The organism is Aliihoeflea sp. PC F10.4 (genome assembly GCF_054612275.1).
Genome location: NZ_JBTSWH010000001.1, coordinates 2331003 through 2343546 on the forward strand (window position 1 = coordinate 2331003; position 12544 = coordinate 2343546).

The 12544-nt window shown below is 60.7% G+C and carries 15 protein-coding genes; 7 read left to right on the top strand and 8 right to left on the bottom strand.

What is annotated here, in order from left to right; all coding sequences use genetic code 11:
• Positions 1 to 101: 101 nt before the first annotated feature.
• Both ACX82Z_RS11875 and ACX82Z_RS11880 read left to right on the top strand, forming a co-directional pair.
• Positions 102 to 485 (top strand): DUF5330 domain-containing protein, encoded by a 384-nt coding sequence (locus ACX82Z_RS11875; RefSeq protein WP_459588995.1) that lies wholly within the window; start codon positions 102 to 104, stop codon positions 483 to 485.
• A gap of 37 nt (positions 486 to 522) precedes the next feature.
• A complete protein-coding gene (locus ACX82Z_RS11880) occupies positions 523 to 957 on the top strand; it encodes a SufE family protein (protein ID WP_459588997.1) in 435 nt (144 codons plus the stop codon).
• 9 nt (positions 958 to 966) lie between these two features.
• On the opposite strand, the gene ACX82Z_RS11885 is transcribed toward ACX82Z_RS11880, so the two are convergent.
• Both ACX82Z_RS11885 and ACX82Z_RS11890 read right to left on the bottom strand, forming a co-directional pair.
• Positions 967 to 1761: a DUF6456 domain-containing protein gene (locus ACX82Z_RS11885; RefSeq protein ID WP_459588999.1), complete on the bottom strand. Its 795-nt coding sequence runs from the start codon at positions 1759 to 1761 to the stop codon at positions 967 to 969.
• Between the two features lie 7 nt (positions 1762 to 1768).
• A complete protein-coding gene (locus ACX82Z_RS11890) occupies positions 1769 to 2170 on the bottom strand; it encodes a helix-turn-helix domain-containing protein (RefSeq protein WP_459589001.1) in 402 nt (133 codons plus the stop codon).
• Between the two features lie 249 nt (positions 2171 to 2419).
• Between ACX82Z_RS11890 and ACX82Z_RS11895 the strand changes: the two genes are divergently transcribed.
• On the top strand, positions 2420 to 2692 hold the full coding sequence (locus ACX82Z_RS11895; protein ID WP_459589003.1) for a cytoplasmic protein: 273 nt from the start codon (positions 2420 to 2422) through the stop codon (positions 2690 to 2692).
• A 17-nt stretch (positions 2693 to 2709) separates the two neighbouring features.
• Here the strand turns inward: ACX82Z_RS11895 and ACX82Z_RS11900 are convergent, their stop codons facing one another.
• Positions 2710 to 3135: a Ros/MucR family transcriptional regulator gene (locus tag ACX82Z_RS11900; RefSeq protein WP_459589005.1), complete on the bottom strand. Its 426-nt coding sequence runs from the start codon at positions 3133 to 3135 to the stop codon at positions 2710 to 2712.
• A 410-nt stretch (positions 3136 to 3545) separates the two neighbouring features.
• Between ACX82Z_RS11900 and msrB the strand changes: the two genes are divergently transcribed.
• Positions 3546 to 3938, top strand: a complete 393-nt coding sequence (msrB, locus tag ACX82Z_RS11905) for a peptide-methionine (R)-S-oxide reductase MsrB (RefSeq protein WP_459589007.1) — start codon at positions 3546 to 3548, stop codon at positions 3936 to 3938.
• Positions 3939 to 4007: 69 nt separating this feature from the next.
• Complete coding sequence (locus ACX82Z_RS11910) at positions 4008 to 6104, top strand: S9 family peptidase (protein ID WP_459589009.1); 2097 nt, start codon at positions 4008 to 4010, stop codon at positions 6102 to 6104.
• A 16-nt stretch (positions 6105 to 6120) separates the two neighbouring features.
• On the opposite strand, the gene ACX82Z_RS11915 is transcribed toward ACX82Z_RS11910, so the two are convergent.
• The 4 genes from ACX82Z_RS11915 to ACX82Z_RS11930 form a co-directional block, all read right to left on the bottom strand.
• A complete protein-coding gene (locus ACX82Z_RS11915) occupies positions 6121 to 7005 on the bottom strand; it encodes a c-type cytochrome (protein ID WP_459589011.1) in 885 nt (294 codons plus the stop codon).
• A gap of 6 nt (positions 7006 to 7011) precedes the next feature.
• A complete protein-coding gene (locus tag ACX82Z_RS11920; RefSeq protein ID WP_459589013.1) occupies positions 7012 to 7437 on the bottom strand; it encodes a c-type cytochrome in 426 nt (141 codons plus the stop codon).
• A 152-nt stretch (positions 7438 to 7589) separates the two neighbouring features.
• Positions 7590 to 8192, bottom strand: coding sequence for a superoxide dismutase (locus ACX82Z_RS11925; RefSeq protein ID WP_459589015.1), 603 nt, complete (start codon positions 8190 to 8192; stop codon positions 7590 to 7592).
• A gap of 96 nt (positions 8193 to 8288) precedes the next feature.
• The gene (locus ACX82Z_RS11930; RefSeq protein ID WP_459589017.1) at positions 8289 to 9155 is read right to left on the bottom strand and encodes a branched-chain amino acid aminotransferase; all 867 of its coding nucleotides are present in this window, start codon (positions 9153 to 9155) and stop codon (positions 8289 to 8291) included.
• A gap of 152 nt (positions 9156 to 9307) precedes the next feature.
• Between ACX82Z_RS11930 and ACX82Z_RS11935 the strand changes: the two genes are divergently transcribed.
• Together ACX82Z_RS11935 and ACX82Z_RS11940 are read left to right on the top strand one after the other, a co-directional pair.
• Positions 9308 to 9970 (top strand): haloacid dehalogenase type II, encoded by a 663-nt coding sequence (locus ACX82Z_RS11935; protein WP_459589019.1) that lies wholly within the window; start codon positions 9308 to 9310, stop codon positions 9968 to 9970.
• A gap of 183 nt (positions 9971 to 10153) precedes the next feature.
• Positions 10154 to 10912 (top strand): L,D-transpeptidase, encoded by a 759-nt coding sequence (locus ACX82Z_RS11940; protein ID WP_459589021.1) that lies wholly within the window; start codon positions 10154 to 10156, stop codon positions 10910 to 10912.
• A 23-nt stretch (positions 10913 to 10935) separates the two neighbouring features.
• Here ACX82Z_RS11940 and ACX82Z_RS11945 read toward each other — a convergent pair whose 3' ends face one another.
• Positions 10936 to 12489: a helicase HerA-like C-terminal domain-containing protein gene (locus tag ACX82Z_RS11945; protein WP_459589022.1), complete on the bottom strand. Its 1554-nt coding sequence runs from the start codon at positions 12487 to 12489 to the stop codon at positions 10936 to 10938.
• Positions 12490 to 12544: the final 55 nt, after the last annotated feature.

Consider the following 12544-nt stretch of genomic DNA (forward strand, 5'->3'; position numbering starts at 1 on the left):
AAACTGTCGAAAATTGCCCCGGCACCTTCAAGCAGCCTTTTTCGTGCTCATGCTTTGATGGTCTGGAAGCCGGCACCAAACGCTGGCGACGGGGAAAGACTATGATCGGATTTCTGTTCAAGAGCGCGTTCTGGCTCTCCATCGCTCTTCTCTTCATCCCGCTCGCACCATCGGGCGATACGAACGAACCGCAGGTCGGTGCCGTCGACGCCTTCTTTGCCGCGCGCGATGCGATCGGCGACGTGTCCGGTATCTGCGAGCGCAGACCCGATGTCTGCGAAGTCGGGGGCGCGCTGGTCGGCTCCTTGGGAATGCGGGCGCGCGAAGGTGCCCGTATGGCTTATGAAGCGCTCGACGGCCAGTTCGGAAGCGACACGGGCAAGGCAAGCCGGCTTGCCGCCCCTACCCCGACGCCGTCCGCAAATGTCTTCGATGAGACGGTGCTCACCGGCAGCGTCCCGAACGCGCCCGAAACCACCTTTTGAGGTGACGGCGACGGCGTGAAACCCTATATGCCGTCTCATGACAGCGACAATCGACCAGATATTTGACGACTTCGCCTTTCTCGATGCCTGGGACGACCGTTACCGGTACATCATCGAGTTGGGCGGCGATCTGCCTCCCTACCCCGAGGCAGCACGTGACGCCATGCACAAGGTGCCCGGCTGCGTCAGTCAGGTCTGGCTGAACTCCACCATCAGCGAAGATGCCGACCCGGTCATTTCCTATGAGGGCGATTCGGATTCGCATATCGTCAAAGGGCTGGTGGCGATCGTGCTGGCGCTTTATTCAGGCCGGCCCGCATCTGAAATCCTCGGCGTCGATGCGGAAGCATCCATGCGACGCCTCGGCCTCGACGAACACCTGACCCCGCAGCGCGCCAACGGCCTTCGCTCGATGATCAAGCGTATCCGCATGGAGGCCGCCGCGCTTAGTCAGAACGCGCCGGCCACCTGATCTTGCCTGTCAGTTCTTGAGGTTCGGGCGGTAGTCCGCGGTGCCCCAATGCAGAACGCCGTGTCGCCCATTGTCGCGCCAGCGCGGGCGATAATGTCGATCGAGAATGCCGAGCGCCGTTTTCAGCATCAGCTTGGCCGACCGCCTTGGCCATGACCGTTCCGTTTCGACCTGTTCCAGCCCTTTCAGGAAACAGCACACGTCGACCAGCACGCCCGAAAGCTCGGGACCGACCGCCTCGATCGCGGCGTTGACGCGCTGACGGGCGGCAAGCGCGTTGTCGGACAATTCGGCCTTCGTGTTGCCGCCTCCACGACGACCGGCCGACACGGCCGCCTCCCAATTGGCGCTCATGCGCGGCATGATCTGGCCGAAATTGTAGTCTGCGCGCAGCCTTTCTCCGGCCTGCAACTCGGACGCGGACAAAAAGGCGCTGCCGTCCCGGCTCTTGCGCTGGCCCAGCGAAGCCAGCGGGCTTTCGCGAAGATTGATTTCCACGAGTTCATTTGCGCCACCTACTTCGAGCGAGCAGACGTCGCGTTCGCGATGCTGAGCCTGAAAGCGATCTCCGCTCGCACCAGCGCGCGCGACAAAGGCAAGCCCGGCCGGGGTGATGGCGATTTCGCCGCCGCTCATCGTTGCAAGACCGCGCTTCGTGACGTCTGCCAGCGTTTCGTCGGGAATAGCGATCGTTCCACGATCGCCCGCCTGTATCAAACAAGAACCCTTTTTGCCTGCCTGCTCCAAACGCGCGTCGCCGCGAGCGAGAAAACTCAAAAGCCGTATCAAATGCCGATCCGTCATCTCGACCTCACACCGGCTCGCGGCGGATCAGAACTCTTGCGAGCCTGTCGACCTGATCCATTATCCCGTCAAAATCGGAATCCTCGCGCAAATCCTCGATAAGCGCGACCGCATGTTGAACCGTCGTACGGTCCCGAACGAAGCAGCGCGCGACATGCTTCATGGGCACTTGCAACACCGTATGCGCGACGTACATGCCGATCTGGCGCACTCGGGCAACGGGCGCGACCGACCGCGTCAAATTGCGAAGATCCTTGCTCGATACGTTGAAGAAGGCCGAAACGATATCGATCACCGCTTCGCAATCGCTCATCCACCTTTCGTCCGTTTTCTTCGACGCGGGAAATGACGAAGGCTCGTCCGGCCCGTCATCGTCGACGACTTCCCATTTTTTCCTCGCACGCGCCACATCCACCTCCAACATAGGAATAAATACTTTTATCGTGGATCGCGGCGAATGAGAACAAATATCGAACATAAAAATTTACCGCTCACCTCAAGAGACGGAATTTGCTAGGTATTTTCTCTCCACAGGCTTGTAAGGCAGATGAACTTATCCACGTCGACGTCCGACGCGTCACCATCGCGACCCTGAACAACAGGGAAGACCGACGTGAATCTCAGGATGGAAGCTGCCGCCTTTCAGGCGACCAAGGAAATGGATCAGCGCCGCGCGGCGCAGCGGGTCGCGTTGCTATGCAATTGCGGAATCGACCTCGACACCATCGGCCAACCGGACGATGCGAGACGCAAGCTGATCGCCAGGCGCTTGAAACGCCTGCTCGAGCGAGAACGGATACGCGGCGCAACGCAGCACTGGAGCTATGATCTCAACAGGCATATCGCGCTGAAGCAGGCGCTCGATGAATTCGACATCGGAAACAGCCTGCCTCACAAAACAAAACCGGCGCCTTTACGGCGCCGGTCCTGAAAAATGTCGATGGAAAATCAGCGCGCCTTGCGCTTGCGGCCAAGGCCCATCTTCTTGGCAAGCTGCGAGCGTGCCGCCGCATAGTTTGGCGCAACCATCGGATAGTTCGCGTCGAGGCCCCATTTCTCGCGGTACTGTTCGGGCGTCAGACCGTAATGGGTCATCAGGTGCCGCTTCAGGGACTTGAACTTCTTGCCGTCTTCCAGACACACGATGTAATCTTCATGCACCGACTTCTTCGGATTGACAGCCGGCTTCTGCTTGTCAACTGGCGCGGCCTCCGGCGCCGCTCCAACGCGGCCAAGTGCCATATGGACATCGGCGATCAGATTTGGAAGTTCACCCACCGGCACCGGATTGTTACTGACATAGGCTGCGACCACGTCGGCCGTCAGTTCAATCAGCATATCACTGTTTTTCGGGAGGTCATCGGACAGTTGCATTACAGGCCCCAGTTCAAGTTCATAATTCTAACGCCGGGTTTATTCTGTCGGCGTTTACCACGCCGTTAGCAGCGGCAATGTGATTGCGCAACAAATGGATCGAATATTTAGCCAAGTCAATCAATCTAGAGACGTATCTACGGTACTTTTTGAGCTAGGCCACAATTGGGCCTCTTTCAGGCCCTGTAGACGACACGTTTATGCTGCCTCACGAAATGTAATCGGTGGTTGCATTTATGTATTTCTTTTCAAATTTCCGCATTCATTGCTGAAAACTCACGCATCACTTTCGATCGTACGAGCTCTGACGTCGTTTCGATTGCTGGCTTTGACGACGTCTCGCGGATGACAATCGCGCCATCGCTGCCTACATGTGTGTCAACTTTTTCGAGATAATTGTGAGAACGATCATGCCGAAGGTTCAAAAGTCGGATACCGAATGGCGCGAACAGCTTACCCCCGAGCAGTATCAGGTCACCCGCAAGCACGGGACGGAGCGCGCATTCACCGGCCCCTATGTCGATAACAAGGAACCCGGTCTCTATCGCTGCGTGTGCTGCGACAAGCCACTCTTTCGTTCGGAAACCAAATACGATTCGGGTTCGGGCTGGCCAAGCTTCACCGCGCCGGTCAAGCCGGACGCCGTCGAGCAGCATGTCGACCGCTCGTTCATGATGACGCGCACGGAGATTCGCTGTGCCGACTGCGACGCGCATCTGGGGCATGTATTCGATGACGGTCCCGCTCCAACTGGCCTGCGCTACTGCATGAACGGCGTGGCGCTCAATTTCGACCACGATTGATAATCCTTCGCAGGCACGGGTGTCCTTGCGCCCGGGCCGCACCATTCCTGTTTCGCATTTCGAGATTTCATGACCGACGCAAAGCTTTCCCCTTCGCCCGCTCCGACCGCCGAGCAACGCGAACATTCGCACACCCATCACGGCATCACCGTTTCCGATCCGTATCACTGGCTACGCGCTGACAACTGGCAGGAAGTCTTCAAGGACCCGGCAACGCTGGCGTCCGATATCCGCGTCCATCTCGAAGTGGAGAACACCTACCAGGCCGAATTGATGGCCGACACCAAAGACCTGCGCGCCACGCTCTTCGCCGAGATGAAAGGGCGCATCAAGGAAGACGATTCGTCCGTGCCCATGCCGGACGGCCCCTTCGCCTATGGTTCATCCTTTAAAAAGGGCGGTGAACAGCCGCGCTTTTTCCGCACGCCCCGTGCTGGCGGTTTACAGGAGATCGTGCTGGACGGCGACAGGGAAGCGGAAGGCATCGCCTATTTCCGCCTCGGCGGCGTCGATCATTCCAGCGATCATGCGCGACTGATCTGGTCTTTCGACGACAAGGGTTCGGAGTTCTACACGCTCAAGGTCCGTGACATCGCATCAGGCGACGATCTTTCAGACGTCGTCGCCAATACCGGCGGGTCGGGTGACTGGGACGCCGCCAATACAGGCTTTTTCTATACGAGCCTCGACGACAACCATCGCCCCTCGAAGATCTTCCACCATCGTCTTGGCGACGTCCAGTCGGACGACCGCCTGATCTACGAGGAAACCGATCCGGGCTTCTTCATGAATGTCGGCGGCACGCGTTCGGGCGACTGGATCTTCATCGGCATCAACGATCATGAGACCACCGAATATCGCATCCTGCCCGCCAACGATCCGACTGCCGAACCGCGCCTCGTCGCGGCCCGGCAGACCGGCGTCGAATATGAACTGGAGGAAGGCGGCGATGTCTTCTTCATCCTGACCAATTCCGGAGGTGCCAGGGATTTCCGGATCATGACGGCGCCCGTCGCCGATCCGCGTCCTGAAAACTGGAGCGAACTCGTCGCGCACGAACCCGGCCGGCTGATCCTGTCGATCATGGGCTTCAAGGACTATCTCGTGCGTTTGGAGCGCAAGGACGGCCTGCCGCGCATTGTCATTCGCGAGCGCGCTTCCGGCGACGAACACGTGATCGCATTCGACGAGGAAGCCTATTCGCTCGGGCTTGGCGGTTCGCTCGAATACGACACGGATGTCATTCGCTTTTCCTATTCGTCGATGACGACGCCATCGCAGCTTTTCGACTACGACATGAAAACCCGCGAACGCACGCTCCTGAAAACGCAGGAAGTGCCGTCAGGCCACGATCCCGACGACTATGTCACCCGTCGCCTGATGGCGCCCACCGAGGATGGCGAACTGGTGCCCGTCTCGCTGTTTCATCACAAGGACACGAAGCTCGACGGTTCGGCACCCTGCCTTCTTTACGGCTACGGTTCCTACGGCATCACCATTCCGGCGTCTTTCAACACCAATTGCCTGTCGCTCGCCGATCGCGGATTCGTCTACGCCATCGCTCATGTGCGCGGCGGCAAGGACAAGGGCTTTGCCTGGTACGAGCAGGGCCGACGCGAGCACAAAGCGAACACGTTCAACGACTTCGTCGCCGCCGCGCGCCATCTCGTTGCGGAAGGCTACACCGCGCATGACCGCATCATCGCTCAGGGCGGATCGGCTGGCGGCATGCTGATGGGCGCGGTCGCCAACATCGCGTCGGAGGCATTTGCCGGCATCGTCGCAGAAGTGCCGTTCGTCGACGTTCTCAACACGATGCTTGACGCCTCTTTACCGCTCACCCCGCCGGAATGGCCCGAATGGGGTAATCCTCTGGCTTCAGCCGAGGATTACGAGCGCATCGCTTCATGGTCGCCCTACGACAATGTCGTCGCGCAGGACTATCCGCCGATCCTGGCGCTTGCGGGCCTCACCGACCCGCGCGTGACCTATTGGGAACCGGCCAAATGGGTCGCACGCCTGCGCGAATTGAAAACCGACGACCACCCGGTCCTGTTCAAGATCAACATGGATGCAGGCCATGCCGGCGCATCGGGGCGCTTCTCGCGGCTGGAAGAGATCGCCTATGTCTACGCATTTGCGCTGAAGACGGTCAGCAAGGCTTGAAGCGGTTTCCCGGCGGTCACTCGACCGCCGGTACCGCCTTGAGATAGGCCGCGATCGACTGCCGGTCTTCGGCCGGCAGTTGCGCCATGTTGCGCACAACTGCCGCCATTCGCCCGCCTGCTGAATCGAAGTCGGGCGTGAAGCCGCTTTCGAGGTAATAGGCGATGTCGTCTTCGCTCCAACCCGCAATATCGCCGCCCGGCGTGATGTTGGGTCGTCCGCCGAGCCAGCGTTCCGTCTCCAGCCCGCCGGTGATCGCGCGCGGCGTGTGGCATTCGCCGCAATGGCCGAGCGCCTCGACGAGATATTGTCCTGCGCGCACCTGATCGCTCGCATCCGCGATTTCGACCTGCGGATCATCGTTCAGATAAAGCTGTTTCCAGAGCCCGAGACCGCGCCGCAAATTGAAAGGGAACGAGACCTGATGTTCCGGCGCGTCGGATGCGACGGCCGGCAGCGTCTGCATGAAGGCGAACAGGTCCGCGACGTCCTCGTCGCGCATGCGGCTGTAGGACGTATAGGGAAATGCCGGGTAGTAATGCCGCCCGCCGGGCGACACCCCTCGCTTCACGGCGTTGGCGAAATCGCCGACCGTCCAGCCACCGATGCCGTGCTGCGGATCGGTCGAGATGTTCGGCGCGACGAAGGTGCCGAACTCGCTTTCCAGTTCGACGCCGCCTGCAAGTTGGAGCATCGCATCGCCCTGCGCGCCCGGCGCTGCATGGCAAGAGGCGCAACCGCCTGCCCAAAAGATGCGCTCGCCGGCCTCCGCATTTCCTTGCGGCAATGCAGCGATCTCGGCCGCATCGAGGCGAACGGGTTCGGTGAAATACCAGAATGCCGCGCCGCCGATTGCCACCGTCAGCGTTGCGCCGATCGCGATTTTCGACAGCGCGCCCATGAATGGTCAGTCCGCGCGATAGGTCTCGTGGCAGGTCCCGCAGCTTGCGCCGATCGGCTGGAACACGGCCCGGAATACCTGCTCGTCCGCCGGCGCAGCAGCAACTGCCGCCTGCACTGCAGCGCGATATTCGGCATCGAGTTCGACGAAGCCGTCACGGTCGCTCCACACAGCCTCGGTCGCATCGCCGCCTTCGCTGCCTTCGGGGTAGAGCGCCGCGATATCGTGCGCCTCGGCATTGGCGTTGAGTTCTTCGAGCGCAGCCATAACCGTATCGGCATCGAAAGGCGCCCTGCCCTGCGCGATCGGCCCAAGTGTGCGCAGAATCTGCGACCGTTCCTTCATGACCTGCTCACGCTCCTCCATGGGCTGGGCAAAGGCGGCCGGTGCAAACAATGCGATGGCAAGGGTGGCTGGAAGGATCAATTTCATCTGGCTCTCCGGGCTGTCTGGCTGGGATGCGAACATTAGCAATCAATGTTCCGCGCGATACGACGTTCCGACCATATTGCGATAAAGCTTTCGTGACAGCGCAAAAGAAAAGCCCGGCGCGAAGGCCGGGCTTTTCGAAAATCTGGCGTCGCTCAGCGCGTCGCGTCCTCGTACATTTCCAGGACATGGTCCCAGTTGATGAGGTTGTCGACGAAGGCCTCCAGATATTTCGGCCGCGCGTTGCGGTAGTCGATATAATAGGAATGCTCCCACACATCGACGCCGAGGATCGGCTTTGCACCATGGACGAGCGGGTTCTCGCCGTTCGGTGTCTTCTGGATCTCGATCTTGCCGTTCTTGACGGCAAGCCATGCCCAGCCCGAGCCGAACTGTCCGACGCCTGCGTTGACGAAATCCGTGCGGAATTTGTCATAGCCGCCCAGATCGCTGTCGATCGCCTTTTGCAGCGCGCCCGGCAGGCTCTTGCCGCCGCCGCCCTTCTTCATCCATTTCCAGAAATGGATGTGGTTGTAGTGCTGGCCGGCATTATTGAAGAGCGGCTGATTCTTGCCGTAGCTCTGCTTGACGATCTCTTCGAGCGAGAGACCGTCCATGCCGGCTTCCTTGGCGAGTTCATTGCCCTTGTCGACATACGCCTTGTGGTGCTTGTCGTGGTGATATTCCAGCGTCTCCTTGGACATATAGGGCTGGAGCGCCTCATAATCATAAGGCAGTGCGGGCAGTTCGAAAGCCATGTCTGTCTCCCTCTCGAGAAATGAAAATCGATAGTTGCTTACATAGGCGACCGTCCGCGCCCCGCAACCGGGGCGGCCGGACATTTCCGCTCATTTTCAGGCGTGCGCCCAATCCCAATAGAGTTTTCGCGCCTTCGCGGCGACCGGGCCGGGCTGCAGATTGCGGTCTTCGATCTTGGTAATGGGAATGACCTTCGAATGGTTGCCGGTCGAAAAGATTTCGTCGGCTTCCATGAAGTCCTTCACGCTCAGCGTGCGCTCGGAGACCGCATAGCCCGCATCCTTCAAAAGACCCATTGTGCGCGAGCGCGTGATGCCCGGCAGGAACGTGCCGTTCTTGACGGGCGTCAGCACCTCGCCATCCTTGACCATGAAGATGTTGGACGAACCGGTCTCGGCGACGTTGCCGAGCATGTCCAGCACCAGCGCGTTGTCGAAGCCGCGATTTTTGGCTTCGAGGATTGCGCGGCCGTTGTTCGGGTAGAGGCAGCCGGCCTTGGCGTTGGTCGGCATCGTCTCGATCGTCGGGCGGCGAAACGGCGAAACCGTGATGGAGAAGCCTTCCGGCGTCTGCATCGGCGATTCGTAAAGGCAAAGGCAAAAGCGCGTCGATTCCGGATCGGCGGGTACGCCCATATAGCCGCCATGTTCGGCCCAGTACATCGGACGGATATAGACGGCCGTCTTGCCGTCGAACTTCTTCAGGCCTTCCCAGGTCAGATCGACGATCTCGCCGGCTTCCTTGGTCGGCTTCAGCCCGAGCGCGCTTGCCGATGCGTTGACGCGGGCGGCGTGAAGGTCGAGATCGGGCGCAACGCCCTCGAACCAGCGGCCACCGTCGAATACGGAGGAGCCGAGCCACATGATGTGGCTGCGCGGTCCAATCAGCGCGACGTTGCCCTCGTGCCATTCACCATCGACGAAGGTCCAGGTCAAAGACTGAGCGGGTACGGAAAGGGTCATGGGATCGTCCTGTTCTTCTTTTTATCGCGCGCATGCAAGATCGACCGAAGCGCCGGGTCAACCGGCAGATCGGCCAAACCATCGGTCCAGCACGGGTTCTGCTTGACCGGAAATCACCTTTTCGGTCAAGTCCGGGCCAAAGAGGCTCGTTAATGAAATACGCAACTTACGTCTTCGACGCCTACGGTACGCTTTTCGACGTACACGCCGCCGTGCGTCGCCATGCCGGCGAGATCGGCCCGGAAGGTCAAAAGCTTTCGGAAATCTGGCGCGCGAAGCAGCTCGAATATTCGTGGACGCTATCGCTGATGGGAGACTATCGCGATTTTTGGGAACTGACCGAACGCGCGCTCGATGCCGCCTTCGCGCTTGTGCCATCGGCCGACAAGGCGTTGCGACAACCTCTTCTCGACGCCTATTGGAAGCTCGACTGCTACCCGGAAGTGCCGAAGGTGCTGCGCGAACTGAAGTCGAGCGGGGCGCGCCTTGCAATCCTGTCGAACGGTTCGCCCGCAATGCTGGAATCGGCTGTCAGGAACGCCGCGCTCGATACCGTCATCGACGAGATTTTCTCGGTCGATCGCATCCGTCTTTACAAGCCTCACCCGGATGTCTACGACATGGTCACGACGCAGTGGCGGCTTTATCCGGGTGCAGTCTCCTTCCAGTCGTCGAACCGCTGGGACGCGGCCGGGGCGGCGCGATTCGGCTTTCGCACCATCTGGATCAACCGAACGGGCCAGCCGAACGAGTACGCCGACCATCCCGCAAAGCTCGTTCTTCCCTCGCTCGAAGGTCTCATCACAGCTTCTTGACTTCGCGACCAATGTGGCCGCAACGCCACAGAAAGACGGCAAGTCGGCATAAAACAGGCTTCAAACTTCCCGCTTTACGGCATATCGGGTAACTCGGGGACATCACCCGTCCTTGACTGGTCGGAACCAGCCGGACGATCTTGCGTTTGACGCGAAGATCCGCATTGGAGCCCGATTTTTGAAATGATTGAGCCTGTATCCCGCCGCCGGTTTCTCGGCGTGGCAGCCGCCGGCGCTGCTTCGGTCGCGCTTTCGGCCTGCACCAGCGTTCCGCGTCGCGACACCATCGGTGGCTCATCGCCCACGACGACGAGTTTCGCTCCCATGCCGCCGGAACCCGATTACTCCATGGCCTACTATCAGCAGGCCTACGCGACGGTCTTCGACGAAGGCTACCAAATTCCCGCCGTCCCGGTCGAACGCATCAATCCGCGTCTTCTGCGCCGCAGCGTGCCCGACCCGACAGGTGAGGCGCCGGGCACTGTCGTCGTCGATGTCGGCAACCATTACCTCTACGTCGTCGAGGGCGGTGGCCGCGCGATGCGCTATGGCGTCGGTCTCGGTCGTGCCGGCTTTGAATGGTCGGGACGCGGCGAGATCGACTGGAAACAGACATGGCCGCGCTGGTTCCCGCCGAACGAGATGATCGACCGGCAGCCCGAGCTCGAACCCTATCGCGCCGAATACAACGCTTCGACCCGCTCCTGGGACGGCGGCATGCAGCCCGGCCTCGGCAATCCGCTCGGCGCGCGCGCGCTCTACATCTATCAGGACGGCAAGGACACGCTCTATCGCCTGCACGGCTCGCCCGAATGGTGGTCGATCGGCCTGTCGGTCTCGTCCGGCTGCGTGCGTCTCATCAATCAGGACGTGATGGATCTCTACGAGCGCGTGCCTGCCAAGTCGCCGATCCTCGTTACGTCGGGCCTCGCGACCGTCTGATTGAAAAGGCGGCTGGAATTTCTTTAGCGGCCGCCTTTCAAACTTCCCAATATGCCACGCACGAGTGCGCGGCCGACCGACGATCCCACCGATCTGACGACCGACTTCATCGCAGCCTCGGTGACCGTCTGCCGGTTCGAGGCGCGCGGCGCAGGCTGCCGGCGCTGGCGCGGCGCTTCTTCCATACCGTCCGGCAGCGTCCAGCGCGTACGCTTTGCGGCTTCCTTCTGCTCGGATTCGCGGCGGCGCTGGTCTTCTTCCGCGCGCATCTTCGCCTCGGCCTGCTTACCCAGCATTTCATGCGCCGATTCGCGGTCGACCGCCGTGTCGTACTGGCCAGCGACCGGGCTTTGCGCGATGACCGCGCGCCGTTCTTCGGGCGTCAACGGCCCTAGCCGCGACGATGGCGGGCGGATCAGCGTCCGCTGCACCATCGATGGCACACCCTTGTCCTCAAGCGTCGAAACCAGCGCCTCGCCCGTGCCGAGTTGGGTAATCGCAACGGCGCAATCGAAATCTGGGTTCGGCCGGAACGTTTCCGCTGCCGTCTTTACCGCCTTCTGCTCGCGCGGCGTATACGCGCGGAGCGCATGCTGGACGCGATTGCCGAGTTGCGCCAGAACGGTTTCGGGCACGTCGAGCGGATTTTGCGTCACGAAATAGACACCGACGCCCTTTGAACGGATCAGGCGCACCACCTGCTCCACCCGCTCGACCAGCACCTTCGGCGCGTCGGAGAAAAGCAGATGCGCCTCGTCGAAGAAGAAGACGAGACGCGGCTTGTCCGGGTCGCCGATCTCGGGAAGCTCCTCGAAAAGTTCGGACATCAGCCAAAGCAGGAATGTCGCGTAAAGGCGCGGGTTCATCATCAGCCGGTCGGCTGCAAGCACGTTGATCGCGCCGCGTCCGTCGCGCGAGGTGCGCATCAGATCCGCAATCCGCAACGCCGGCTCGCCGAAGAAATGGTCGCCGCCCTGTTGTTCCAGCACCAGAAGCGCACGCTGGATCGCACCGACAGACGCCTTCGTCACATTGCCGTAGCGGCCGGACAGTTCGCTTGCCCGCTCCGACATGTTGGCGAGCATCGACTGGAGATCCTTCATATCGAGAAGAAGCAGACCTTCCTCGTCGGCGAGGCGGAAAGCGATGTTGACGATGCCCTCCTGCGCCTCTGTCAGGTTCAGCAGCCGCGACAGGAGAAGTGGCCCCATCTCCGAAACCGTCGCGCGGATCGGATGCCCCTGCTCGCCGAAGAGATCCCAGAACACCACCGGAAACTCGGTGAACTGATAGTCCTTCAGTTCGACCTGTTCCGCGCGCTTCGTCAGAAAGTCCTTCGGCTCGCCCTTGGCGGCAAGTCCGGCCACGTCGCCTTTGATATCGGCGCAAAAGACCGGAACGCCGGCTTCGGAGAAGCCTTCGGCAAGAATCTGCAACGTCACCGTCTTGCCGGTGCCGGTCGCGCCCGTCACCAGCCCGTGGCGGTTGCCGTATTTGAGAAGCAGTTCCTCGGGCCGCTGATAGCTGTCGTCCGGTTTGCGGCTTGCGCCCAGAAAAATGCTCTCAGCCTGCCACATGATGCCCCCTGCGCTTATCCAAATTTGGTGCGAGATTCGACCGAACCTGTGCCAG